This window comes from Microcoleus sp. ARI1-B5 (assembly GCF_036705795.1).
Lineage (GTDB): Bacteria > Cyanobacteriota > Cyanobacteriia > Cyanobacteriales > Microcoleaceae > Microcoleus.
In genome coordinates this window covers 213,829-240,771 of sequence record NZ_JAUBVK010000004.1, presented here as the reverse complement: position 1 = coordinate 240,771, position 26,943 = coordinate 213,829, and the positions used below count along the sequence as shown (strand labels likewise).

The following is a 26,943-nucleotide window of genomic DNA, read 5'->3' as shown; positions in this document are numbered from 1 at the left end:
AGGTAACGGTCATGTCAACTGCACAGATAACAGCCAATCCCAATAATATTTATGCCAAACAGTTACTCAGAACCTTAGTAGCTGTCAAAAAAGGGGACTTTTCAGTTCGGATGCCCATAGACCAGACCGGTCTAGCGGGGAAAATTGCTGACGAACTTAACGACATTATCGAGCTCAATGAGAGAATGGCAGCCGAACTCGATCGGATCGGCACAGTTGTCGGTAAAGAAGGCAAAATTGCCCAGCGGGCCACCATCGGCAGCGCCGAGGGGTCATGGGCCGCTAGCGTCAACTCTGTCAATACCCTAATTACAGATTTAGTGCAACCAACCTCTGAAACCGCCAGAGTAATTCGGGCCGTAGCAAAAGGAGATTTATCGCAAACCATCGCCTTAGAAATAGAAGACAGACCCCTCAAAGGAGAATTCCTCCAAACAGCCCAAATTGTCAACACAATGGTAGACCAGTTGAGCTCCTTTGCGTCGGAAGTAACGCGGGTGGCTAGGGAAGTAGGAACCGAAGGAAAATTAGGCGTGCAAGCTGAAGTACGGGGAGTTGCAGGAACCTGGAAAGATTTAACGGATTCAGTTAACTCGATGGCGGGGAATTTAACAGCCCAAGTCCGCAACATTGCTGACGTGACAACCGCTGTGGCAAATGGCGATTTATCCAAAAAAATTACAGTAGATGTTAAAGGGGAAATTCTCGAACTGAAAAACACGATTAACATCATGGTGGATCAGTTGAGTTCCTTCGCATCTGAAGTAACGCGGGTGGCGAGAGAAGTAGGAACGGAAGGCAAATTAGGGGTGCAAGCTGAAGTGCGGGGAGTGGCAGGAACATGGAAAGATTTAACGGATTCAGTTAACTCAATGGCCGGCAATCTTACCGCACAAGTACGGAACATTGCCGACGTGACGACTGCTGTGGCAAATGGCGATTTATCCAAGAAAATTACAGTAGATGTTAAAGGGGAAATTCTCGAACTGAAAAACACGATTAACATCATGGTGGATCAGTTAAATTCCTTCGCATCTGAAGTAACGCGGGTGGCGAGAGAAGTAGGTTCCGAAGGCAAACTCGGCGGTCAAGCTGAGGTGAAAGGAGTTGCCGGAACTTGGAAGGATTTAACTGATAGCGTTAACTTCATGGCAGGCAGTTTGACAGCACAAGTCCGCAACATTGCTGAAGTAACAACCGCTGTGGCAAAGGGCGATTTATCCAAAAAAATTACAGTAGATGTTAAAGGGGAAATTCTCGAACTAAAAAATACCGTCAACACGATGGTAGACCAGTTAAATTCCTTCGCATCTGAAGTAACCAGGGTTGCTAGGGAAGTGGGAAATGAGGGGAAATTAGGCGTACAAGCAGACGTGCAGGAAGTAGCAGGAACCTGGAAAGATTTAACGGATTCAGTTAACTCAATGGCCGGGAATTTAACAGCACAAGTCCGCAACATTGCTGAGGTGACGACGGCGGTTGCTAACGGTGACTTATCTAAAAAAATTACGGTACAGGTTAAAGGCGAAATTTTAGAACTTAAAAACACCATTAACGTGATGGTGGATCAGCTTAATTCCTTTGCATCTGAAGTAACCAGGGTTGCTAGGGAAGTGGGTTCCGAAGGTAAACTCGGCGGTCAAGCGGATGTGCGAGGCGTAGCAGGAACTTGGAAGGATTTAACTGATTCAGTTAATTTTATGGCGGGTAGTTTGACAGAACAAGTACGAAATATTGCTGCTGTTACGACTGCTGTGGCTAATGGCGATTTATCTAAAAAAATTACTGTCGATGTTAAAGGTGAAATTCTGGAGTTAAAAAATACCGTCAACACGATGGTGGATCAGTTAAACTCCTTTGCTTCGGAAGTAACTAGGGTTGCTAGGGAAGTGGGAACGGAAGGGAAATTAGGCGTGCAAGCTGAAGTTAAAGGAGTTGCAGGAACCTGGAAAGATTTAACGGATTCAGTTAACTCGATGGCGGGCAATCTTACCGCCCAAGTGCGGAACATTGCGGAAGTGACAACGGCGGTAGCAAATGGCGACTTGTCGAAGAAAATTACAGTAGATGTTAAAGGTGAAATTCTCGAACTGAAAAACACGATTAACATCATGGTGGATCAGTTGAGTTCCTTCGCATCTGAAGTAACCCGAGTTGCGAGAGAAGTAGGAACGGAAGGTAAATTAGGCGTGCAAGCTTACGTGCGGGGTGTAGGGGGAACTTGGAAAGATTTAACTGATAATGTTAACTTGATGGCTGGGAATTTGACGGCGCAGGTGCGGAATATTGCGGAAGTGACGAAAGCGGTGGCAAATGGCGATTTGTCTAAGAAAATTACCGTCGATGTCAAAGGCGAAATTCTCGAACTGAAAGACACTATTAACGTGATGGTGGATCAGCTTAATTCTTTTGCTTCTGAGGTAACGCGGGTGGCGCGGGAGGTGGGAACTGAGGGTAAATTGGGCGGTCAAGCTGAGGTGAAAGGAGTTGCGGGAACTTGGAAAGATTTAACCGACAACGTAAACTCGATGGCGGGAAATTTGACAGCGCAAGTGCGGGGTATTGCTAAGGTTGTGACGGCGGTGGCGAATGGCGATTTGAAGCGCAAATTAATGCTGGAAGCTAAGGGAGAAATTGCGACTCTGGCAGATACGATTAATGAGATGATTGATACGCTGGCGACGTTTGCCGATCAAGTTACTACTGTGGCGCGGGAGGTGGGAATTGAAGGGAAATTGGGCGGCCAGGCGAAGGTTCCGGGCGCGGCGGGGACGTGGCGAGATTTGACGGATAATGTGAATGAATTGGCGGCGAATTTGACTACTCAACTGCGGGCGATCGCAGAAGTGGCAATTGCTGTTACCAGAGGCGATTTAACGAGGTCAATTTCCGTCGCCACTGAAGGAGAAGTTGCCATTGTTAAGGACAACATTAACCAGATGATCGCCAATCTCCGGGAGACCACGCAGAAGAATACAGAGCAAGATTGGCTGAAAACAAACCTCGCTAAGTTTACTCGAATGCTACAAGGTCAGCGGGATTTAGAAACTGTTTCTAAACTAATTCTCTCAGAATTGACACCGCTGGTTTCTGCTCAGCACGGCGTCTTCTTTATGATGGAAGCTGTCGAGCACGATCCGTTTCTCAAACTGTTAAGTACCTACGCCTACCGGGAACGCAAACAGTTAGGAAATAGATTCAATTTAGGCGAAGGTTTGGTAGGACAGTGCGCCCTGGAAAAGGAACGAATCCTGTTGACAGAAGTGCCGGAAAACTACGTTAAAATTGGCTCGGGACTGGGAGAATCTACGCCGCTGAATGTGGTGGTTTTACCCGTACTATTTGAGGGACAAGTGACGGCAGTAATTGAGTTAGCTTCGTTCCGCCGCTTCAGCGAAATACACTTGACATTTCTCGACCAACTTACAGAAAGTATCGCCATTGTTTTAAATACAATTGCGGCGAGTATGCGGACGGAAGAGTTGCTGAAACAGTCGCAGTCTTTGGCAGAAGAGTTGCAAACTCAGCAAAAGGAACTAACGGAAACTAACAAGCGTCTCGAACAACAAGCGCAGTCTCTCCGCACTTCTGAGGAACTGTTAAAGAGGCAGCAGGAAGAGTTGCAGCAGACGAATGAAGAACTAGAAGAACAAGCTGAATTGCTAGCGCTGCAAAATAAGGAAGTTGAGCGGAAAAACCGAGATATCGAACAGGCGAGGGGGTTGTTGGAAGAAAGAGCCGAACAGTTGGCTCTAACTTCTAAGTATAAGTCGGAGTTTCTGGCAAATATGTCTCACGAGTTGCGAACTCCGCTGAATTCGCTGTTGATTCTGGCTCGATTGCTTTCTGACAATACTGAAGGCAATTTGACTCTCAAGCAAGTTGAATACACGCGCACAATTTACTCGGCGGGAAATGATTTGCTGGGGCTGATTAATGACATCTTGGATCTCGCTAAGATTGAATCAGGCACGATGTCGGTGGAAATTGAGCAAGTGTTGTTTCCGGACTTGCGAGATCATTTGGATCGAACTTTCCGCCAAATCGCCCAGGATAAGAAGTTGAGTTTTAAAATCGAGCTTGAGGTTGGGTTGCCAAAAGGTCTCTATACTGATTCTAAACGGCTGCAACAAGTTTTGAAGAATCTCCTCTCTAATGCGTTTAAGTTTACAGAGCGGGGTGAGGTGAAATTGCGTGTCGAAGTAGCGCGGGAAGGGTGGAGTTTAGAGATAGACAGTTTAACGAGTTCCGCTACTGTTTTGGCTTTCTCAGTTAGCGATACGGGAATTGGGATTTCTGCTGAAAAACACAGGGTTATTTTTGAGGCTTTCCAACAAGCTGATGGTAGCACTAGCCGCAAATACGGGGGCACGGGTTTGGGTTTGTCAATTAGTAGAGAAATCGCTAATCTGTTAGGCGGAGAAATTAAATTGACAAGTCGCCCTGGTGAGGGTAGTAAGTTCACGCTTTATCTGCCCCAAACTTACCAAGAATCGCGAAAAATGAATGATAAGGAATCGGGAATGGGCAAGCAAACGGCTCAATTGCCGGCTGCTATTTCTTCCCCACTTCCGGCGCCGAATTTCCACTTGCCGATCGCCCCTTATCCATCACCTATTATCGCTGATGACCGGGAAAATGTCGAGCCCGGCGATCGCGTGCTGTTGATTGTTGAAGATGACGTGAACTTCGCTCGTATTCTTTTGGATCTGGCGCGGGAACAGGGTTTTAAAGGTTTAGTTGCTTTGCGGAGCGATATCGGTTTGGCGATGGCGCGAGAGTTCAAGCCAACTGCGATTATGCTGGATCTAAATTTGCCTGTGATGGATGGCTGGACAGTGCTCGATCGCTTGAAGCACGACCCAAGTACGCGCCACATTCCGGTTCACATTGTATCAGTTGAAGAAGGGCGGCAGCGCAGTTTGCAGTTAGGGGCGATCGCGTACTTACAAAAGCCTGTCAGTCGCGAAGCTTTGAGCAAAGCTTTGACTGATATTAAGGGTTTTGTGGAGCGCCCAGTGAAGAATTTGCTAGTTGTGGAAGACAACGAAACGCAGCGTCTTAGCATTGTGGATTTAATCGGCAATCACGATGTTTCTACAACGGCTGTGGGGAGCGGTGCAGAGGCGCTAGCAACTTTGAGGTCAGGGTCTTTTGACTGCGTTGTACTCGATTTGGGACTGCCAGATATGACTGGTTTTGAACTGATCGAGCAGATCAAGCAAGAGGCAAGTTTGAAAAGTCTGCCGATTATTATTTATACGGGCAAAGAGCTGACGAGAGCTGAAGAAACTCAACTCAAGCGCATGGCGGAAACCATCATTGTTAAAGATGTGCGATCGCCTGAACGTTTGTTAGATGAAACAGCTTTGTTCTTGCACCGAGTCCAAGCAGATTTGCCGGAACAGAAGCGCCAAATGCTAGAGCAATTGTATCAAACAGATGCGACGCTCGCGGGCAAAAAAGTCTTGATTGTTGACGACGATATGCGGAATATTTTCGCGCTGACGAGTCTGCTGGAGCGCCATAAAATGCAAATTGTGTTTGCTGAAAACGGCAGACAGGGCATTACTACATTGCAAGATACGCCTGGCATAAATATTGTGTTGATGGACGTGATGATGCCAGAAATGGACGGTTACGAAACAATGCAAGCAATTCGCAAGATGCCTCAATTCGCTTCGCTGCCGATGATTGCTCTGACTGCGAAGGCTATGAAGGGCGATCGGGAAAAATGTATCGAAGCTGGGGCGTCTGACTACATTACTAAACCTGTTGATACGGAACAGTTGCTCTCGCTGCTGCGTGTTTGGCTTTATCGATAATCGAAAGAAGGAAGAAGTCCGATGGAAGTCGGAAGAAGGAAGAAGTCAGTTGTCAGTTGTCAGTTGTCAGTAGTGATTTGTTAGGTGCTACCAATGCCCTGCGCAGGCCTTCTTCCCAATTCCCAATTCCCAATGCCCTGCGCAGGCCAATGCCCTGCGCAGGCCAATTCCCAATTACCAATGACCAATTACCAATTAGTAATTAAAAATGTCCGAAAGCCATGAACTTGAAACAATCGAAATTCAACTCCTAGTAGAGGGAATATTTCGCTATTACGGATTTGATTTTCGCAATTATGCTCTTGCCTCTCTCAAGCGCCGCATTTGGAACACTATTCGCTCGGAACGGCTCACCACTGTCTCTGGACTTCAGGACAAGCTACTCCACAATCCTGCCTACCTAGACCGTTTCCTGGTGGACATTTCTGTCAATGTAACGGCGATGTTTCGCGATCCCAGCTTTTACCTGAGTTTCAGAAATAAAGTGGTGCCAATGCTGCGTACTTATCCTTTTATTCGGATTTGGCACGCTGGATGTTCAACGGGAGAAGAAGTCTATTCTATGGCAATATTGCTGCAAGAAGAAGGACTTTATGACCGCTGTAGGATTTACGCTACTGACATGAATGAATTAGTTTTGAAAACAGCAAAAAATGGTATTTTCCCGCTGAAAGCAATGCAAGAATATACGCAACTTTACCACCAAGCCGGGGGCAAAAAAGCGTTTTCTGAGTATTACACTGCTGCCTATGAAAATGCAATTTTTCGAGCTTCTCTTAAAGATAATATTGTCTTTGCTCACCACAACTTGGCTACGGATACTTCTTTTAATGAGTTTAATGTAATCTTGTGCCGGAATGTGCTGATTTATTTCAATTCATCCCTCCAAGATCGGGTACACAAGCTTTTTTATGACAGCCTGGCAATGTTTGGAGTTTTAGGGCTGGGACATCAGGAGTCTCTGAATTTTACACTTTATGAAAAACACTATGAACCAATTGAACGTAGTGATAAACTCTACCGCAGAGTTAAATAAAAAAAATTTTGAAATAGTGGTTATTGGCACGTCTTTGGGAGGGCTACAGGCTCTGACTGTGCTGCTGGCAAATTTGCCGAAAAGCTTTCCTTTGCCTGTAGTTATTGTCCAACACCGCCATAAGAGTTCTCAGGATAGGCTTAGTGATTTTTTACAACAGCAAAGTTCTCTCCCAATCACAGACGCAGAAGACAAAGAGCCGATCGCCCCAGGACGGGTTTATTTGGCTCCTGCTGACTATCACTTGCTCATAGAGTCGCCCCGCGAGTGGGAGCAGAGCTTGTCTGAAAACGACTTTACAAGGTGGGGGAGGATTCCAGTGGAGCCAATCCACAATTCAAAATCCCCAATCGTCTGTCGCACAACTCCTACATTTGCATTATCAACTGAGGCTCCTGTCTGCTACGCGCGGCCCTCAATCGATGTGCTGTTTGAGTCTGCTGCGGATGCCTTTGGGGAGAAAGCGATCGGGATAATTTTAACGGGAGCTAATTCTGATGGCAGTGAAGGGCTGGCAAAAATTAAGGCTGAGGGAGGATTGACATTTGTGGAGGAACCGGCTTCGGCTCTATGCGGGACAATGCCCGCGTCCGCAATCGCAAATGTTGAAGTAGACTGGATTTTACCCCTCTCTAAAATCGCTCCCTGTTTAGTCAACCTGCTAACAATTAAAAATTAAAAAATTTATGAACGTGCAGCACTCCGATCGAGTAAATGTCCTTCTGGTGGACGATCGCCCAGAAAATTTGGTGGCTCTGGAAGCTATTTTGAACAAGCCGTATTACAATTTAGTCAAAGCAAATTCGGGCGCGGAGGCTCTGAGATGTCTGCTTAATGAAGATTTTGCGGTAATTTTACTTGACGTGCAGATGCCGGGAATGGATGGATTTGAGACGGCAACCATGATTCGCTCTAGAGATCGATCGCGATCGACTCCGATTATTTTTATCACAGCATTCAGCAGTAATGACACCCACGTGTTTAAAGGTTATTCTCTGGGTGCGGTGGATTACCTATTCAAACCGTTGGAACCGGAAATATTGACATCGAAGGTGGCGGTATTTGTGGAATTGTTCCAAAAAACAGTCGAGGTGAAGCGGCAAGCAACACAGTTAGCTGCTGTTAATCATGAACTAAGTAAAAGTGAAGAGCGGTTTCGCACTTTGTGTGCTTGTTCGCCGCTGGGAATTTACTTGGCTGACGTTGCAGGCCGCTGTACTTACATGAATCCCCGCTGTCAAGCGATTTCCGGGTTAATTTTGGAGGAAAGTTTGGCGTCAGCTTGGCAGCGGTGGGTTCATCCTGAAGATCGCGATCGGGTAGTAGCAGATTGGTTAGCTTGGATTAAAGAAGGTCAGGAATATTCAAACGAGTTTCGATTAGTTTCTAACGAGGAAACTGTGCGTTGGATTAACGTGCAGTCGTCGCCAATGTTTTCGGATTTGGGAAAACTGATCGGTCACGTTGGCACGGTTAGAGATGTCACAGACCGCAAGCAAGCAGAGTCAGAACGCGGCCGACTAATTCGCGAACAAGTGGCGCGGCAAGAAGCTGAGAGAGCTAACCAGATGAAGGATGAATTTTTAGCTATTCTCTCCCACGAACTCCGTACTCCTTTAAATGCAATTCTCGGCTGGTCTAGGCTGCTTCTGTCCAAGAAGTTTGACCAAGAAACTATTGATAAAGCCCTAGAAACAATTGAGCGCAATGCTAAATCTCAAGCGCAGCTCATTGAAGATATTTTAGATGTTTCGCGGATTCTGCGCGGGAAACTAAGTTTAAATATGCATCCGATTCAGTTGGAATATGTGATTGAGATGGCAATTGATTCTCTGCGACCTCTGGCAAGCGCAAAATCAATTGTCATAGAATGGGAATGCAGCCCAAATGTCGGTAGAGTTCTAGGCGATATCGCTCGCTTGCAGCAAGTTGTCTGGAATTTGCTTTCAAATGCGATTAAGTTTACGGACGAAGAGGGTAAAGTAGAGGTGCGGTTGGAGTTAGTGGGCGATGAGGCCCAAATTCAGATAATTGATAGCGGAATTGGTATCGATCCAGATTTTCTGCCTTATGTTTTCGATCGCTTCCGCCAAGCTGATAGCAGCACAACTAGGTCTTACGGGGGTTTGGGGCTGGGATTGGCGATCGTCCGTCACTTGGTGGAACAGCACGGCGGTAAGGTGGGCGCAGAGAATAATGCGGGCGAGGGTGCGAAATTTACGGTTTCTCTGCCAGTTGCTCAGGAACCCTGCTCCGGCGATCTTGATGATTTCTCTGCACTCAATGACGCGGCAGAGGCTCTCCCAGCTCTGGCTAATTTGCAATTGCTGGTGGTGGATGATGACGAGGACACGCGGAAGTTTATGATTGCTTTATTGGAACATGAAGGAGCTGTGGTGCGATCGGCGGCATCGGTGGCCGGGGCTCTAGCTGCACTGGAGAGTTTTTGGCCGGATGTGCTGCTGAGCGACATTGGAATGCCGGAAGCAGACGGCTATGAGTTGATCGCGCGGGTGAGAGAAATGGAAGTGCACCGCGGTGGAAAGATGCCTGCGATCGCCCTGACGGCTTACGCGAGAGAGTCGGAGCGCCTACAATCGCTGGAAGCTGGTTTCCAGATGCACTTATCTAAACCTGTTGAGGTAAGTCAGTTAATTGCAGGAATTGCTAATCTCGCAGGAATGCTCAGAAATCCAGTGAGGCTAAAAGCTGTTGAACCAATCAACTTAGGAGGCCAGAGCTCGGAGGCTCGCCCGGACTCGGCGGTGGAAACTGCTTAGCGAGTCAAACTTTCGTCTGGCTGCGGGGGCGATCGAGATCGAGGGGGTATTTAAGCCGGATTTGATAAGTTGTACAGCATTTAAATTGTATTTTTCGATCGCATATCAAAAATCCTCTCCCCCCGTCTCCCCCTCTCCCCTCTCCCGTGCCGATTACCAAGAAAAATATTAAGCTAGCTAAAGGACGAGCGATCGACAGTTCGGAACAAGACACCCGTTTTTCCCCAAAAAGCCGGATATTTGCGGTTTTTTGCTTCTACCTGCCGTCAAATTACCAAATTACCTGACAGTCAATACATGAATATTTTTAGCAGTCTGCTTTCTGGTCCAACTAAACAACCCCAAGTCACAAAACAGCGTCGAGGCATTGAAATTAAGTCGGAACGCGAAATCGAAATTATGCGGCAGGCATCGAAAATAGTCGCAACGGTACTGAAAGAAATTTCCCAAATTGTGAAACCGGGAATGACTACTGCTGATTTGGATGTTTATGCTGAAAGACGCATCCGCGAAATGGGTGCAACTCCGAGTTTTAAAGGTTATCACGGTTTCACGGGTTCGATTTGTTCTAGCATTAATAACGAAGTTGTTCACGGCATCCCCAGCCCCAAAAAAGTAATTCGGGCGGGAGATGTTCTTAAAGTAGATACGGGAGCATATTATCACGGTTTTCACGGCGATTCTTGCATCACGATCGCAGTTGTGGAAGTGACTCCGGAATCGGCAAAATTAATTAGAGTTGCAGAAGAAGCTCTCTATAAAGGTATCGAACAAGTGAAGGCGGGAGCTTATTTGCTCGATTTGGCCGGTGCGATCGAAGATCATGTCAAAAGCAACGGTTTTAGCATTGTTGAGGAGTTTACCGGCCACGGTGTCGGGCGCAATTTGCACGAGGAACCGTCGGTTTTCAATTTCCGCACCCGGGAAATGCCGAACGTGAAATTGCGATCGGGTATGACATTGGCGATCGAACCGATTTTGAATGCGGGTTCTAAGTACACTCGGACGCTGGCTGACAAGTGGACTGCTGTAACGGTTGACAATGCTATGTCTGCTCAGTTCGAGCATACTGTTTTGGTGACGGATACCGGTTATGAAATTTTGACCGATCGTTCAAAAGTTTAATTGGGAATGGTTCAAGAATAATTGTGAGTTTTGAGTTTTGAATTCAAAATTTATAGCAGTTTTCAATTCTCTGAAATACAGCTTTAGACTTAGGCACTGCCTTTCGTCGTGTCAACAAACAAGTCAAACGTATTGCTGATATTCTGTCTAGCGATTAGGGCCAGATCACCCTGGCGCCCCCCTTAATAAGGGGAGTAGGGGGTGGGACAAGAGTGTTCTTGCGTCAACCCCTACTCCCCTACAACCAGGGGAGTAGGGGTCGAGTAGAGGGTATGCGAGGGGGAGCGGACAAGAGGCTACAAACGACAGTTATCAATGGTTTTAAGCGATTGTTGACACGGCTTTGGACACGGCGCCGTGTCCAAAGCCGAGCATCTGTAATTCACTCAACTGAAAACCGCTATAATAACTTTTTAATCGTTCGATCGAAACCAAACTCAAAACTCTTGAGTTTAATCACAATTTTTTGAGTTGCTTCTATAGATGGAGTGAAAAAATAGTTGAATTCGGCTAAATTAAAAGATAATAGTGGTAAAACGTAAGGGTAACGGATATGTCAGCACGATTATTATTGGTAGATGATGAACCGGGTTTGCGGGAAGCGGTACAAGCTTATTTGGAAGATAGCGATTTTTCGGTTGAGGTTGCCAGTAATGCTCGGGATGGCTGGGAACTCTTGCAGCAGCACAATCCGGATTTGGTGATTTCAGACATTATGATGCCGCAGGTGGACGGCTATCAGTTTCTCAAGCAAGTGCGGGAAGATCCTCGCTATAAGGCTTTGCCGGTGGTGTTTTTGACGGCTAAGGGGATGACGGGCGATCGCATTCAAGGCTATCAAGCAGGCTGCGATGCTTATCTTTCTAAGCCCTTCGATCCCGACGAGTTAGTGGCAATTGTCACGAATTTGCTGGCGCGGCGCGCGGCGGCTAAGGAGACGGGCGGCAATGCTGAAAGTCCTGATATTGCTGCTTTGGCCAGCCAAATGGCGAGAATTGAGTCTTTGCTGAGCGGGCGGAGTGCGATCGTCCAAAGTGGTTCGCCGGTTAAAATTGATTTGACTCCGCGAGAACAAAGTGTTTTGGATTTGGTTGCTCAAGGTTTGATGAATAAGGAAATTGCCCGCCGTTTGGAAACTAGCGTGCGGAATGTGGAAAAGTACGTCAGCCGTTTGTTTAGCAAGACTGGTACTAACAGCCGTACTGAGTTGGTTCGCTACGCTCTCGAACACGGCTTGACTAAGTAGGAACCGTCTCGATTTTGCTGGTGGCTCTTCCTCGCCGCTCTGCGTTACCAGGCTCTTCCTGGTAACGAGAATTCTGCAAAAAATTAGAAGTTTTAAGTTTTAAGTATTGACATATAGTTGGTGAATGTGGTAAAGCAAATGAATTTGCTGGAAGTACGGGAGTGCGATCGAACTTTTAGCCGTTTTCAGTCTGAAATAGACACTCGCTCTCATTTCCAAAATTACTTAAAGGAAAACCTGATTGTTTAAGAGTTTTCACGTAATCAATAGAAACGGGAAGAGTTAGCCGGATACCCTCCGTCAGGCAAACTTGCCCCGAAGTGTCACAGATCGGGGTATATTTTGTCGAAAAATAAGCGATTATTAATTAATAGCAGCGCAGTGAAGTAGTGGCGGATGTTTGAATTTATAGCACCAGCAAAATTTAGTTGATACCAGGAGGAGATTATGGGGAAAATCACGGCGCGACAAACGATAAGTGCAATGGTAGCATTGCCGATCGCACTAATGGCCAATACAGCTCAAGCTTTGGCGGCTGATACCGATCAGAAAATAGATCCAATTAAGCAAGTTTCTGATTTTGGCGATGAGCTTGATTTTGATATGGCGGCACCAACAACAATCCTCATTGAAGAAAGCGAGGATTGGGATCGACCTGATTTTTCAGCTACTAATTTAGATATGGAGATTGATAAATTTATGACAGAAAATCTTCAAGTTGTAATTGAGGAGCCGCCGCCCGTAGTTTATCTCAGTGCGGCGAGGAGCCAGCAAAGCAGGGAATGCAATATTTCAGCAATCTGCGAATAACTGCATCGGATTGGTGGGATTTTTTGCGATCGACTTTTTTTGCTCGGGAGAATGTGAGCCACCGAGGGTAAAAAAAATCAGTAAAATCCGGTGGATTTTCCTGAGATTATGATAATAACAGAGTATGTATTTTTTTGGGGTATGCTTTAAGGGCGATCGGCTAAAACAATCGGACAGTTTCAGGGCTTAGGCATGGGGAGCTAGAAACCCGGTTTCTACAAGTTTTGGATTTAGTAACGAGAAATATACGAATAAACCGGGTTTCTGAGGTCACTAACAGACCCGTAGGTGGTCGCCACATTCAGCCAGAAGCGCACCCTACAATAACTTGCGTAGGGGAGGCGAGAAACCCGGTTTCTAGGAACTTTGGGTTTAGTAACCAGAAATAGAAGGAAGAAACCGGGTTTCTGAGGCCACTAACAGGCCCGTAGACTGCGGATAAGGGAAATTTATTGAGTCTGTGGTCGTACATTGGGCCAGAATCGCACCCTACAATAACTATCCGTTACATCCGTTTCACAATCCGTTGCCGAACTTCTTTCTACAGGATCTATTCTGAGAATAATTTTCAAATATTAATTATGATTAATTCGCACTGCCAACAAGAAACAGCAGCAGAGCAAAACAAAAGTTCGCTGCAAACTCTCTCCCGGACTCTCTCGATGTCTCAGGGGCAATTTTCGCTGATTTTAGTGCGGTGCAATTACAGTGCGATGCGAGAGGAAACTCTACGTCAATTGCGGGATAAGTCTGGGATCGAGATTCGAGAAATTGTCCTCCCGGCATCTGTTAAAACTCTTTACACGACGATAGAAACCGAACTTGACGGCAGCCAGCCTCAAGCTTTAATGGTGTTTGGATTGGAGTCGGTAAGTGCGATCGATCGCGTGCTGACTTCCACCAACTACGTCAGAGAAGAATTTCGGAATAATTTTCCCTTCCCGGTGGTGCTGTGGGTGACAGACAAAATCTTAAAAAAACTGATTCGGTTAGTCACAGATATCGAGACTTGGACGACAACTGTTGAATTTGTGCTCGGCCCAGACGAGTTGGTGGATTTTTTGGGCAAAAGTTGCGATCGCATTTTTTCCAAGATTTTAGAAAGCGGCAATTGGCGTTTAAGTAATTCTGCGATTCTCGGAGCCCATTCTTTAACTGAATTAGAGTCGGCCAGGCAAGACTTGCAAACTTGCAACATCAGGTTAGAGCCAGCTATCGAAGCCAGTTTGCAATTTATTCGCGGTCGAGACGAATATGCTTGTCACCGCATAAGTGCGGCTATTGAAGTGTATCAAAAAAGTCTCAATTTTTGGAAGTATCAAGTAGCATTTATTGGGACAAAAACCGAATTTAGCGATTTGTTGTTTACCGTTCACCCTGCACCTGTATTAGAGGGGATTCTACTATTTCACATCGGTCTTTGCTACCGCTTCCAAGCCGAAAAGCACCGCAGCGGCAACCGTCCTTACTGGACAGAAGCTAAGAATTATTTTCAGCAATGTATTGATGTTTTAGAACGCGCGGGACAGTCGGATGCCGTTGGTAGATTCATCAATCAACTCGGCGAAGTATTGCAGCATTTAGAAGATTGGGATGCACTCTGGAATTTAGCTATCAAAGCTCGGAGGTTACATGAAAATATGAAAAATTCAGCAGTTAATTTGGCTCAAGATTACGGCTTTTTGGCTAGAGTAGCCTTAGAGCAGAAGAATTGGCAAGGGGCGAAAGAATGGGCTTTAGTCGCTCTAGACGCTCTCAACTCAAATTTTGAAGCGACGGGACACGGAACGCCTGTAAAGTCGCAGCATCAAGGCTTGTATCTGTTAATTTTAGCAGAGGCCCAGAGCCAGTTGGGCGAGATGGAGGAGGCGATCGCGCATTTAGAGCTTGCTCGCTCGCAAACCGAAGCTTGCTACAACCCGCAACTGTATTTGAGGGTTTTGGAAATGCTGCGAGGATTCTATTTTCAGCGGGGAGAATATCTCAAAGCCTTTCAACTTAAGCAAGATTATCGATCGGTAGAACATACGTATCGGTTCCGAGCTTTTATTGGAGCCGCCAAATTGCAGCCGCACAGAGAAGCGATTAATCCCGCCGCCGAAACAGTTGCCGCTGCTGCGACTATTGCTGACGAAATTACTGCTTCGGGCCGAGAACAAGACCTCAACCGATTGATATATAGGATGAACAATACCCCCGACAAACTGACAGTAATTTACGGTCAGTCTGGAGTTGGCAAAAGTTCAATTGTCACCGGGGGATTAGTGCCGGCTCTCAAGCAAAGAAAGATAGAAATGCGGACTGTTTTGCCGGTAGTGCTGCAAGTTTATAACAACTGGCCGCGGGAATTGACCAGACAGTTATCTGCTGGTAAAGCTGAAATATTCGATCCGGAAATTTCCGAAGCAGTACCGGGTTCATCTCCGGTAGATTTGACCGTAGCAGGCGCAGTCAAGGGAAATCTCCTGAACGGATTTAACGGCGGCTCGGCTGGGAAAAATCCGGATAAAATTGAGCAATCACAGCCTGTTGAAGTAATAGTAGAAAAACAGGCGATCGAATACGAAAAAATTATCAAGGAATTGCAAATAAATTCAGAACATCTAGTGAGTGTTCTGATATTTGACCAATTTGAAGAATTCTTTTTCGTGTGGAAAGAGCCAGCCCAAAGACAGAGATTTTTTGATTTTTTGCGGGAATGCTTGAAAATCAAGTATTTAAAAGTCGTCCTGTCTTTGCGGGAAGATTACCTGCACTATTTGCTGGAATTTTCGCGACCCAAAAACCAGACAGAATTCATCAACAATGATATTTTGGGGGACATTCTCAGCAAAGATATTCTGTTTTATTTGGGAAATTTTTCGCTGGGCGATGCGCGATCGGTAATTCGCACTTTAACTGAACGATCGCAGTTTTACTTAGAACCTGAGCTGATCGAAGAAGTAGTCAAAGATTTAGCTGGAGAATTGGGAGAAGTCCGCCCGATCGAACTGCAACTTGTCGGCGCTCAACTGCAACAAGAAAACATTAGAACTTTAACTCAATATCAGGAACTCGGCAACAATCCGCGACAAAAATTAGTCGAAAGATTTCTCGAAGAAGTCATCCAAGATTGCGGCCCGGAAAATGAAGGAGCGGCGCGCCGAGTTTTGTATTTTCTGACAGATGAAGATGAGATACGCCCCCTAAAAACCCGCGCCGAATTAGCCTCGGATTTAGCGACATTTGCAGAATCTGACAAATTAGATTTAGTCTTAGAACTGTTAGTAAACTCGGGTTTGGTTTTTCGGTGGACGGAACTGCCGGCAGAGCTTTATCAGCTCGTTCACGACTATCTAGTTAGCTTCATCCGCCAGCAGCAGGAATTAGATAAAAAGGCAGAATTTGAGGAACTGCGAAAGCAAAACCAAATTAACCGAGATGAAATTGAACAAATTCGCAAAGACAGAGAGCAAGATGCTTTGCTCTCGGAAGCTAGAGACAAACAGTACCAAGCGGAAGCTCAACTTTACCAAAGTCGGAGATGGCAATTGCGGGCGGCGATTCTAGGAGTGCTGGTACTCGGAGGTGTTTCTTGGATAGGATTCGAGCAAGCAAAATTAGCACAAAGCGCGCGGCAAGAAGCAGAAACAAGTCGGACTGATGCCCTAAATTCGGCGTCGGAAGCTTTGGTGCTTTCTAATGAAAGAAATCAATTAGGAGTGTTAGGAAATAGTATCAAAATAGGCAGTGATTCTCTAAAAAGTACAGCGCTGCCTGTGGATACTAAAAATAAGATTGCTGAGAGACTCAGACAAGCAGTTTCTGGTGTACAAGAAAGCAACCGTTTCGAGCAGCACAGCAAGTTTGTTTTGGATGTGAGTGTGAGTCCAGACGGCAATTCAGTTGCTTCGGCAAGTGCTGACAAAACTGTTAAACTGTTGAGCAAATCAGGTAAGTTGTTAAAGACTTTCAAGCACGATGATATCGTGACGAGTGTTAGTTTTAGCCCGGATGGGAAAACGATCGCGACTGCTGGTGCCGATCGCACAATCAAAATTTGGCAAGTGGATAACGACCAAAGTGCGATCGCCACTTTATCCGGCCACCGCGATATCGTCACCAGCGTCAGTTTCAGCCCCGACGGCAAAACCCTAGCTTCCGGGAGTCACGACAACACCGTCAAAATCTGGAACCTGGAAACAAAAACATTGCTGCAAACCTTAACCAAACACAAAGACTGGGTGCTCGGCGTCAGTTTCAGCCCCGACGGCAAAACAATTGCCTCAGCAAGTGCTGACAAAACTGTCAAACTTTGGAACCGACAAGGTAAAACCCAGAAATTTCAAATTAATCCCAAAACATTAACCAAACATTCTGACATTGTTTACAGCGTTAAGTTCAGTCCAAACAGCCAACAACTCGTCTCAGCCAGTGCCGACACCACAGCTAAAATTTGGAATCGAAAGGGTGAGGAAATCAAAACTCTCAAAGGACACAACGATGCAGTTGTCAGCGCGAGTTTCAGTCGCGACGGCGAAAAGATTGTCACCGGCAGTGCAGACGATACGGTGAAAGTTTGGAGTCGCAGCGGTACTTTGCTCAACACTTTTAGAGGACATCAAGATGACGTGAGATCCGTAACTTTCAGCAGCGACGGCACGATTGCTTCCGCAAGTAAGGACAAAATGGTTAAAATTTGGCAACCCGAGAGCACTCCGTTGAATAAGATTTTATCGGGGCACGAAGACTGGGTTTACAAGGTCAGTTTTAGTGCGGACGGCAAAACAATTGCTTCTGCTAGCGGCGACAAGACGGTGAGACTTTGGCGCGCTGACGGCAGTTTAATCAAAATTTTAGCAGGTCACAAGGATTCTGTTACCTGGGCGAGCATTTCGCCCGACAATAAAACTGTTGCTTCTGCCAGCGATGACAAAACGGTGAAAGTCTGGAGTTTAGACGGGAAACTGTTAGATACTCTGCGTCATAGCGGCATTGTTAGAAGCGTCAGTTTTAGTCCAGATGGCAAGATAATTGCCGCCGCAAGTGCCGATCGCAAATTGTACCTCTGGCGCTGGAACGGTGCTAAAGCAACTTTGTTGGCAAAACTCGATCACAGCAATCCTGTAATTAGCGTTAGTTTCAGCCCAGACGGCAAAACTATTGCTACTGCTACCGCTGCTGACGACAAGGCAAGCGCGAAGAAAACGGCTGTTGAAATGACTGGAGAAAAGAGAGTTTACCTGTGGCAATTTAACGGTACGTCGGCGAAGATTCTGAAAACTCTCGACCACGCGGACAGGGTAAGAAATGTGAGTTTCAGTCCAGACGGCAAGACTATTGCTGCTGCTGGCGCTGATAAAAAAGTTTACTTGTGGGCCTTTGATGGCAAGGCGGCAAATTTAACTGAAAAACTCGACCACAGCGATACTGTCGAAAGCGTGAGTTTCAGTCCAGACGGCAAGTTAATTGCGGCGGCGAGTGCGGGAAATACTGTTAAGCTGTGGAATTTTGACGGCAAGAAGGCGCTGCTATCGAAGACTTTGGAATCGAGCGATCGGGTGTTGAGCGTTACTTTTAGTTCGGATAGCAAAACTCTGGCTTTTGCTAGCAGGAATAGAACTGTAATTCTGTGGCCTTTGGAGAATTTGGAACTGAATAATATCATTGCTCGGAGTTGCGAGTGGTTGGGAGATTATTTGCAGAATGACCCAAATGTTGCTGAGGGCGATCGACTGCTTTGTCTTGGGTTTGGCAAGCAGGCGTTAAATAAGAGGAAGTAAACCTGGTTCGTAAAATAAAAGGAAATAAACCTGGCTTGTAAAATAAGAGGAAATAACCCAGGTTTGTAGTGAGGAATTTAGTTTTTTCTTTTGGGGTGAAGAAGGACTGAAGTCCGATGCTGTGAACCAAGAGTTTGATTGGGATTAAAACATCTAGCTGTTGACGGGTTTTTTATGCTGTAAATTTGCGGTAAAATTAGAGTCATAAATTTAACTTCTTTGGCGGTTCGCGCGCCGCATCAACTCGCAATTAAAACAAAAGGTAAGCCCCATGGACACCAACTCCCAAAATATCCAACCCGTTCCGCCATTCAGCGAGAAAAATGAGGAAACGCCAGACATCGGTGGCGGTTTGCCCGTAATTGAATATTGGGCACAGCATACTTTGTCGCCGGAAGGCCCGAAACTTTGGAAAACTTTGCTGCACAAAAGTGCTTGTTTGTCTTGTTCTTGGGGCACTGGCGGGCAGAAAGGAGGCTTTACCAATGAAGAGGGCGAAAAACTTCAGCGCTGCATGAAAAGCGTTGAAGCAATTTCGGCTGAAATTAAACCGCCTGTCTCAACTCACTATTTTCAACAGCACAGTATTGCAGAACTCCAGCAATTAACTTCAAGGGAAGCAGACAGGCTGGGAAGGTTGAGTTTTCCGATGATTTTGCGGGCTGGTTCGTCTCATTACGATCGCATTTCTTGGCAAGAAGTTTATCAAATTGCCGAAGCTGCGTTTCGCAAAACCCCCGAAAGAGTGGCATCTTACAGTTCTGGCCGCTCTTCCAACGAAGCGGCTTTTCTGCTGCAATTGATGATGCGGGCGATGGGTTCCAATAACTTAGCAGATTGTTCCGATCTCTGCCACGCTCCCTCGACAATCGGGTTAAGCGAAATGTTTGCCACCCGCACCTCGGTAGTGAGTCTAGAAAACTTGAAGGAAGCAGATTGCGTCGTGCTCGCGGGCAGCAATTCTTCCTACAACCATCCCCGCTTGATGAACGAATTGATTAAAATTCGCGACAAAGGCGGTAAAATAATTGTAATCAATCCGGTGATGGAAATCGGGTTAGTCAAGTTTGGTTCTCCCGCATTTCCCGTCAAATCGCTCATCCCCGGTTCCGATATTTCTTCGCTATACTTGCAACCAATTCCCGGCAGCGACACAGCACTATTTGTCGGCATTCAAAAATCTGTAATCGAACAAGGATTGCTGGACGAAAAATACTTGCAAGCTCATACAGAAGGCTGGGAAGCAGTAGTACAGCACGCCCGCGAAACCTCTTGGGAAACTATTACTAAAACCTGCGGAGTTTCCCGCGCCGAAATTGAGGCAGCAGCCAAAATTATCGGCACCTCCCAGCGGGTTGTCTTTGGTTGGGCGATGGGAATTACCCAACACGATAACGGTGTAGATAATGTTTTCAGCATTGCCAACACTGCCTTAATGACAGGAAATGTCGGCAAAGAAGGTGCTGGATTAATGCCCGTGAGAGGACACTCAAACGTCCAAGGATTCGGCTCTATGGGCGTCACTGTGAAGCTGAAAAAAGAAATTCAACAAGCTTTAGAAAAGTTATTGAATCGTCCCCTCAGTCCTGTTAAGGGCTACGACACTCGATCGCTCATTGAAGCAGCAGAAGCAGGCAAAGTCGATACGCTTATCTGTCTGGGCGGCAACTTGTATGGGGCAAATCCAGATTCAACTCAGGCAAAACGCGCTTTAGGCAATGTTGAAACCGTTATCTACCTCGCAACCAAACCGAATTTAGGGCATTTTCACGGATTGGCTCATCACAATACAATTGTGATTCCCGTGCTGAATCGCTTTGAAAATCCCCACAAAACAACGGTGGAAGCCGGTAATAATTTTGTGCGTTTAAATGATGAGGGTGAAACTCATCTCAAGGATTCGGATTTGATTCCTGAAGTACATTTTTTAACAGAATTAGCCAGCCGAATTCACGGCACTTATCCGGTAGATTGGCGCCAACTGCAAGACACCAAGTACGTTCGTCAATTGATTGCTAAAACTATTCCTGGCTATGAAAAGATAGCAACAATTGATGGAACAAAAGAGGAATTTACCATCGGCGGTCGCATTTTTACAGAACCTAAATTCCCTACAGAGTCTGGGAAAGCGAAGATGTTTGTCACGCCTTTACCTAAGCTGAAATTACCGGAAGCGAAAGAGTTTGGAGTACCGGAATCGGTGCGGGGTTTAGTTGTGGCATTGATGACGGGACGCAGCTATTCTCAGCACAATACTGTCGTCTACAAAATTGATGACAAATACCGGGGAATGCCGCACCGCCACTGCATTTTGATGAACCGCGCGGATGCAGAAAGCGCGGGTGTGCAGGAACATCAGCGGGTTACGGTGCAGGGAAATGCGGGAAAAATGGAAAATGTCGAGGTGATTTACGGGGCTGTTCGTGCTGGTGCTGCTTTGATGTTTTATCCTGAAGTTAATGTGATTTTTCACCCTGAAATTGAAAGGCGATCGGGCACGCCTGCTTACAAGCGCGTACCTGCTTTTGTTTATGCGGAAAGGTAAAAACAGAATACTATTGATTGCCTCATCGCAATTACGCACACTGACTCAGGGGCGGAAATTCCCATTTTCCCGAATATAAAGTAGATGGCAGCTTTAAACAATAAGCAGCAGGAATTACTTCGATCAACCACCAATTAAACATATCTCGTCGGGCAGCAGCAAAACCAGAAATTGCATCTCCGGTAATTGCATCATACAAAATATCCAAGATGGCATTATAAGCTGTTTTGGTGTTAAGTGTTTGCAGCAAGCCGTAGAAAATATTATAAGCTTCGTTACTAGCTTGATATTTTCCAATTTTGTCGATATGAGGAAACAAGGTATCTGCCCAAGTTTCTGGGATTTCACCACCATCCTTTAGCCAACAAGATACAATTGCTTGAACGATATCAGCCTTGTTTTCTTCAGGAAAGTAATGTTTAATGGTAGGCTTAGCTGCTAATGCTATTCCATAAGCCATGTAGACATATCGCTGATGGGATATGGGATCGTTAGGCATTCCAAAGGCCGTCATTACTTCTACAAAAGCTTCTTCTACATCGCTGTTTCCGCCTCTTTCATATAAATCGTCATATTTTCTGTCCCAAACCGTGCGAAGTGTTTGCTGTAATTGAACGGGAATATCGGAGTTGCTGGGCAATCTAAAATCGGTGTAGTGGCCTATGTCAAACTTAATCATTGACTTTCCCTCCTTATATTTTTCATTTAATCGTAGACTAAGATAAAGCTTGTTTTAAGCTTCATATCACTTCCATTCTACCTTACCCAGAGAAGCCAGTAAAGCCTTGCTTGGCTCTACTGGCTTTTTATCCTATATTTCTACGGATATGGCTCCTTGTAGAAGATAATCACTTGAATGTTCGGGAACAATCTACCAAAGTCTTCATCGCAAGTAGTGTTACAGCCAGAACACATCTCCATCTCCGTGTAGAGGTAAAGCCTTCCTGTCGCATCCGAAGGTACACTATCTCCTTCTAAGTCTTCTGCAAGTGCATTGAAGAGCTTGTACTCTGCGTGTTCTTGGTTGTAATTATTATTGAGCGATCCTCTGTCAATTCTTTGCTCAAAAAACAACTTTGGCCCATTATCTTTGCCTGGAATATTCAGAGGCTTTTTCTTGCTAGTAGCTTCTTTTCTATAAACTCTACCCGTTGGGAGTTCTAGTTTGGCAACAGCAACATTACCAGAACTGGCTTTTTTAATATGAGTCGATCGAACATCTTGAGCCTGAGTCCGCAGTTCCTCTACGATATCCGCATAGGACTCAGGTATGTCTTGGGGATACTCGTAATGAAGTGTGTTTCTATAGGGGTTTCCTGTAGTTAAGTTGTTTGTCACGCGATTAATTTTAATTTAAAAATTAAATTTATATATAACCTGAGTTAGACATAAGCTTAAAGCCTCGTCTTACTCAGGTATTTTGATTCTACCGTACTATATAGAACTTGTCAAAATCTAAGTTGTGAGCCAATTATTCAAAAAAGCGATCGCTCTGGGATATCTCGAAATGCGATCGCTACAATTTCTATTAAGTATTCGGATTTTGCAAAGCTCTACCGCGCCAAGTCCACCCCCAACCTGTTTCAGTTTTAATCGCAGAGGCGATCGCAATTCCCGCCACTAACGCACCTCCCAAACCTCCCAACCACCAGTATTTCGTCGGACAGTCGGAAATCTCGGCACCCAAGCGGCGCAAAGTGTAATGATGCCAAATTACAATTACTGATAAACAGATAGTTAACAAGGTTATGGGGAATTGGTAATTGCTAATTGCTAATTGGTGATTGGTAATTAGGTTTGCAACTTCACCGTTAGCCAGCAAAATAGCTAATGCCAACCACGGCATCGGATAAAGAAAAAACATAATGGCGGCCATGTAAACCATCATGCCCCAACTGCGGTTAGCGCCGAGATACAGATTCTTTGTCCAGCCTTCCCACAATGCGCTCCAAGACCGATACATCCGCACGGATGCCAAATTTGAACCCGAATAAAGTCCGAGCTTTAAACCCGCACGTTTGATGCGTCTAGCTAATTCCACATCTTCCACAATTTCGCCGGCAACTGCTTCGTGTCCGCCGATTTTTTCGTAAGCCGATCGCCTAAACAGCATAAACGGGCCGCCCGCAAAAGCACTGTCTGTTTTTGCAGCATCATTAACCGCCGTAAAATCGAAGCAAACTGCTAGGTGATTGAACATTAACGGCTGTACCAACCACTCGGCAAAACACTCGCAAACCAGCGCTGGCATACAGGTTAGCAAGTCTATTTTCTCGGTTTCTGCTGTTGCAATTGCCGTTTCGATCGCCCCGGGTTTGAGCCGCACGTCGGCATCGATAAATAATAGGAACTCTCCCGTTGCTTCCCGAACAGCTTGGGCGCAGGCCCAGTTTTTGCCCGCCCAATATTGGTTGGCAGGTCGCGGCTGACCTGCTAATATTTTTAGGCGGGGGTCATCGAGCTGCTGTTGCAGAGTTTGCCCGATCGCCAGCGTGTCATCTGTCGATCGATCGTCTACAATCAAAACTTCTAGGTTGTCCTCCGTCAGCGGCGTACTCTCCAAAATGGCGATCGCGCAATCCCGAATATTCTCAGCTTCGTTGTATGCTGGTACGATTACCGAAACTTTCGGGGAGCGCTCCGGTGAGGGCCTCGCTGCACTGCTGTCGGTTCGAGGCGCATTTTTGACCGATTGGCGCAAATTCTTAGTGTAAGCTCTACTTACGATTAGAGAAAAAATTAGCAGGGTTAACAATATCAAAGCGAACAGACCTCAAAATTTCGGTACACAATTTGTCTCCTTAAATATTAAAAAATATTAAAACAAAAAGCTAGTCGATCGCCCGAAAAGTTATTTCGGCAACCTCTTTTGCTATAATTTGTGAGCATCTTTCGGCTCGCCCGCAGCAAGGGGTCTTACCCCTCACCCGGTCAGCGACCCAAAAGCCGAGGATAGATATCAGTCAAGAGAGGAGATTGCAATGGGCGAATTTTTTACAGTCGATGTGTTTGCGGACACGATAGCGGTACTTGGTGCTTTGGGTTTTTTCTTTTTAGGATATCAAGCTTTGCAGATGTTGAAAAAATAAAGTATTAGTCAATTGAGCATTCGGCTCGCCGTTGTGGTGGAATACAGTTAAATGCTTGGGGGGTGAGCCGGAGGGCTCGCCAAAACTCTGCAATTTAAATGTAAAATAACTGACCTGCTTACTACTCAAAACGGCCTGCTGTGAAACTGTTTCTTGCGAAAATCAACCAAAAAAAGGCTGCGTTATTATCATGGTGAGCCAACTTTTAGATGGACGCTATCAAATCATTGAAGTCATAGAAACAGGAGAGTTTGGACAAACCTATCTGGCCAAAGATATTCGCCGTCCGGGAGAACCGCAGTGCTTTGTCAAGCACCTGCGTCCCGGTACCACCGAACCGAAATTAATTAATACTACGCGCCGTCTTTTTCAAAAAGAAGCAGAAGTTCTAGAAAAGCTCGGTCAACACGACCAAATCCCTCAGCTATTCGCTTATTTTGAAGAAAATGAAGAATTTTTCTTAGTTGAATCCTTTGTTGCCGGTCACTCGCTATCAACCGAGATTGTACCGGGCAAACCCCTAACCGAAGAAAAAATGATTGCTTTGCTGAAGGAACTGTTAGAAATTTTAGTGTTTGTACACGGACAGGGAGTAATTCACCGAGATATTAAACCGGCAAATTTAATCCGCCGCTATTCAGACAACAAGTTAGTTTTGATCGACTTTGGCTCGGTGAAAGAAATTCACATCGCTCAAAGACAAGCGCCGGTAACTGTGCGGATTGGCACGCTGGAATATATGCCGATCGAACAATTTCAATACAACCCGCAACTCAACAGCGATATCTACGCTTTGGGAATGATTGGCATCCAAGCAATGACGGGTTTGCCGGCTTACGATTTGCCGAAACTGCGGGATTTGAAAAATTCTAATAAAGGCGAAATTGTTTGGCGACATTTAGCCGCGTGTTCCCAAGCGCTGGCTGATGTTTTGGACAATATGGTGCGCTACGATTTTCGGGAGCGCTACCAGTCGGCGGCGGAGGCTTTGGCAGATTTGCGGAAAATTGGCGATCGATCGCGCGCGCGGATTCCCAAGCTGACAATCTATCGCGAAGAAGTCGATCGGCGCAGCAGCAGCCGCGGTGACATTACAGTCGTCGGCCGGAGAATATTAGAAGAATTGCGCGTTAGTTTGGACTTGCAGCCGGAAGAAGCAGAGGCGATCGAAGATGAGGTATTGAACCCTTACCGCAAATACAGGGAAAAAGGCGAACGCTACGAACAATCGCTGCAAGAAGCAATGCAGCAAGAATATCCCTTTTCTCTGGAAACTCGCGAGGAGTTAAAACGCTTGCAGCAAGTTTTAGGGCTTACCGACGAAGATGCGGCCAGAATCGAAGAATTAGTCGTTCCTAAATCTTTATTCGGTAAATTGTACAAGGCGATCGCCACAGTTTTGGAGGGACACCGCAACCCCAACCCCAACCCCAATCTACCGCCAGCCAGCAGCGCTGTTCCACTCGGGGTGCAGGCAAGTTCGGCGGTATCCCCGGAGGTACATTTGAACGGAAAAGGGGATTTGTCGATCGCCAGCCCCAGCACCAGCGCCCCAGCAATTGTCCCCAAAGAACCTCGCAAATTCAATCCTTATCTCGCCGGAGCAACGATTGCAGCACTCTTAGCTGCGATCGGCGGAATTTACGGATATCTCAAGTGGCAAGAAAGGCAGCAGCGAGTGCAGCAAGAAGCCCAACAATTGAATCAAATAGATGCACTTTATAAAGAAAGCAATTATGAAGGCTGCATCAGCCAAATCCCAACAATTGCCAAGACTTCCAGCAGCTATGCCTCCGCTCAAAATTTACAAGAACAGTGCCAATCAGGTCTCCGCTGGAAAAACGCCAAAGTCAAAAATTTCGCTCAGCATTCTGATCCAGTTGGGGCTGTTGCTTTCAGTCCAGACGGCTTAATGTTAGCCAGCGGTTCTAAAGACAAAACCATCCAAATTTGGGATTTAGCCACAGGCAAATCGATCCGCACTTTTGGCGGAGATTCATCCACCATTTGGTCGGTTGCTTTTGACTCAAACGGTACGAGACTTGCGACAGGAACCGGTTTTTGGAGAGTCATGCTGTGGGATTTGAAAACAGGGCAAGCGATCCGCAGTCTCGATCACACTGCATCTGTTTGGTCTGTCGCTTTCAGCCCCGACGGACAGGTCGTTGCTAGCGGCAGCGGAGACAAAACCACCAAGATTTCGGATGCAGCAACTGGCAGTTTGCTGCAAAATTTGCCCGACCATACAGATTTTGTTTATTCTGTTGCTTTCACTCCCGATGGCAAAAGTTTGGTTAGCGCTTCTAAGGATAAAAAAATTACAATTGTTGATGTAGCAACGGGGAGGTTGCTCAAAACTCTGGAGGGACACGGCGACCAGGTGAGGTCGGTTGCTGTGAGCCCGGACGGCAAGACAATTGTTAGCGGTTCCTACGATGAAAGTATTAAAATCTGGAATCTCGAAACAGGAGATTTAATTCGCTCGATCAAGGGACATTCTGACGATATTGTCTCGGTTGCTATCAGCCCGGACGGGAATTTTATTGCGAGCGGGAGCAAGGATAAAACTATTAAAATTTGGGACTTTGCTACCGGAGAATTGTTGAATACTTTGACGGGACATACCGATGAGGTTTATGTGGTGACTTTTAGTCCCGACGGCAAAACTATTGCTAGCGGTTCTAAAGACAATACTATTAAGTTGTGGCTCAGGTAAACAGAAGGA

General features: G+C 46.0%; 13 protein-coding genes. 10 read left to right on the top strand and 3 right to left on the bottom strand.

Going from position 1 to position 26,943, the window contains the following annotated elements:
* Window positions 1-11: 11 nt before the first annotated feature.
* The 9 genes from QUB63_RS08665 (at window position 12) to QUB63_RS08625 (ending at window position 21,129) form a co-directional block, all read left to right on the top strand.
* Window positions 12-5,825: a HAMP domain-containing protein gene (locus QUB63_RS08665; RefSeq protein WP_332944490.1), complete on the top strand. Its 5,814-nt coding sequence runs from the start codon at window positions 12-14 to the stop codon at window positions 5,823-5,825.
* A 208-nt stretch (window positions 5,826-6,033) separates the two neighbouring features.
* Window positions 6,034-6,861 (top strand): CheR family methyltransferase, encoded by an 828-nt coding sequence (locus tag QUB63_RS08660; RefSeq protein WP_332944488.1) that lies wholly within the window; start codon window positions 6,034-6,036, stop codon window positions 6,859-6,861.
* Complete coding sequence (locus tag QUB63_RS08655; RefSeq protein WP_332944486.1) at window positions 6,815-7,540, top strand: chemotaxis protein CheB; 726 nt, start codon at window positions 6,815-6,817, stop codon at window positions 7,538-7,540. Before QUB63_RS08660 ends, QUB63_RS08655 begins: the two co-directional genes overlap by 47 nt.
* A 7-nt stretch (window positions 7,541-7,547) precedes the next feature.
* Entirely contained in the window at window positions 7,548-9,641 is a 2,094-nt protein-coding gene (locus QUB63_RS08650) for a hybrid sensor histidine kinase/response regulator (RefSeq protein WP_332944484.1), read from the top strand.
* A gap of 297 nt (window positions 9,642-9,938) precedes the next feature.
* Entirely contained in the window at window positions 9,939-10,766 is an 828-nt protein-coding gene (map, locus tag QUB63_RS08645) for a type I methionyl aminopeptidase (protein WP_332944483.1), read from the top strand.
* A gap of 553 nt (window positions 10,767-11,319) precedes the next feature.
* Complete coding sequence (locus QUB63_RS08640) at window positions 11,320-12,012, top strand: response regulator transcription factor (protein WP_332944482.1); 693 nt, start codon at window positions 11,320-11,322, stop codon at window positions 12,010-12,012.
* Between the two features lie 447 nt (window positions 12,013-12,459).
* A complete protein-coding gene (locus QUB63_RS08635; RefSeq protein WP_332944481.1) occupies window positions 12,460-12,822 on the top strand; it encodes a hypothetical protein in 363 nt (120 codons plus the stop codon).
* Between the two features lie 581 nt (window positions 12,823-13,403).
* The gene (locus QUB63_RS08630; RefSeq protein ID WP_332944480.1) at window positions 13,404-18,584 is read left to right on the top strand and encodes an nSTAND1 domain-containing NTPase; all 5,181 of its coding nucleotides are present in this window, start codon (window positions 13,404-13,406) and stop codon (window positions 18,582-18,584) included.
* 271 nt (window positions 18,585-18,855) lie between these two features.
* Window positions 18,856-21,129, top strand: coding sequence for an FdhF/YdeP family oxidoreductase (locus QUB63_RS08625; protein WP_332944479.1), 2,274 nt, complete (start codon window positions 18,856-18,858; stop codon window positions 21,127-21,129).
* Between the two features lie 31 nt (window positions 21,130-21,160).
* Here the strand turns inward: QUB63_RS08625 and QUB63_RS08620 are convergent, their stop codons facing one another.
* The 3 genes from QUB63_RS08620 to QUB63_RS08610 form a co-directional block, all read right to left on the bottom strand.
* The gene (locus QUB63_RS08620) at window positions 21,161-21,808 is read right to left on the bottom strand and encodes a hypothetical protein (protein WP_332944477.1); all 648 of its coding nucleotides are present in this window, start codon (window positions 21,806-21,808) and stop codon (window positions 21,161-21,163) included.
* 140 nt (window positions 21,809-21,948) lie between these two features.
* A complete protein-coding gene (locus QUB63_RS08615; protein ID WP_332944476.1) occupies window positions 21,949-22,467 on the bottom strand; it encodes a deaminase domain-containing protein in 519 nt (172 codons plus the stop codon).
* Between the two features lie 190 nt (window positions 22,468-22,657).
* Window positions 22,658-23,890, bottom strand: a complete 1,233-nt coding sequence (locus QUB63_RS08610) for a glycosyltransferase (RefSeq protein WP_332944475.1) — start codon at window positions 23,888-23,890, stop codon at window positions 22,658-22,660.
* 518 nt (window positions 23,891-24,408) lie between these two features.
* Between QUB63_RS08610 and QUB63_RS08605 the strand changes: the two genes are divergently transcribed.
* Complete coding sequence (locus tag QUB63_RS08605) at window positions 24,409-26,934, top strand: protein kinase domain-containing protein (RefSeq protein ID WP_332944473.1); 2,526 nt, start codon at window positions 24,409-24,411, stop codon at window positions 26,932-26,934.
* Window positions 26,935-26,943 lie beyond the last annotated feature (9 nt).

Bases quoted from the DNA above. Each gene is read 5' to 3' on its own strand.
- QUB63_RS08665 (WP_332944490.1), top strand. From the start codon at position 12: ATGTCAACTGCACAGATAACAGCCAATCCCAATAATATTTATGCCAAA.
- QUB63_RS08660 (WP_332944488.1), top strand. From the start codon at position 6,034: ATGTCCGAAAGCCATGAACTTGAAACAATCGAAATTCAACTCCTAGTA.
- QUB63_RS08655 (WP_332944486.1), top strand. From the start codon at position 6,815: ATGAACCAATTGAACGTAGTGATAAACTCTACCGCAGAGTTAAATAAA.
- QUB63_RS08650 (WP_332944484.1), top strand. From the start codon at position 7,548: ATGAACGTGCAGCACTCCGATCGAGTAAATGTCCTTCTGGTGGACGAT.
- map (WP_332944483.1), top strand. From the start codon at position 9,939: ATGAATATTTTTAGCAGTCTGCTTTCTGGTCCAACTAAACAACCCCAA.
- QUB63_RS08640 (WP_332944482.1), top strand. From the start codon at position 11,320: ATGTCAGCACGATTATTATTGGTAGATGATGAACCGGGTTTGCGGGAA.
- QUB63_RS08635 (WP_332944481.1), top strand. From the start codon at position 12,460: ATGGGGAAAATCACGGCGCGACAAACGATAAGTGCAATGGTAGCATTG.
- QUB63_RS08630 (WP_332944480.1), top strand. From the start codon at position 13,404: ATGATTAATTCGCACTGCCAACAAGAAACAGCAGCAGAGCAAAACAAA.
- QUB63_RS08625 (WP_332944479.1), top strand. From the start codon at position 18,856: ATGGACACCAACTCCCAAAATATCCAACCCGTTCCGCCATTCAGCGAG.
- QUB63_RS08620 (WP_332944477.1), bottom strand. From the start codon at position 21,808: ATGATTAAGTTTGACATAGGCCACTACACCGATTTTAGATTGCCCAGC.
- QUB63_RS08605 (WP_332944473.1), top strand. From the start codon at position 24,409: ATGGTGAGCCAACTTTTAGATGGACGCTATCAAATCATTGAAGTCATA.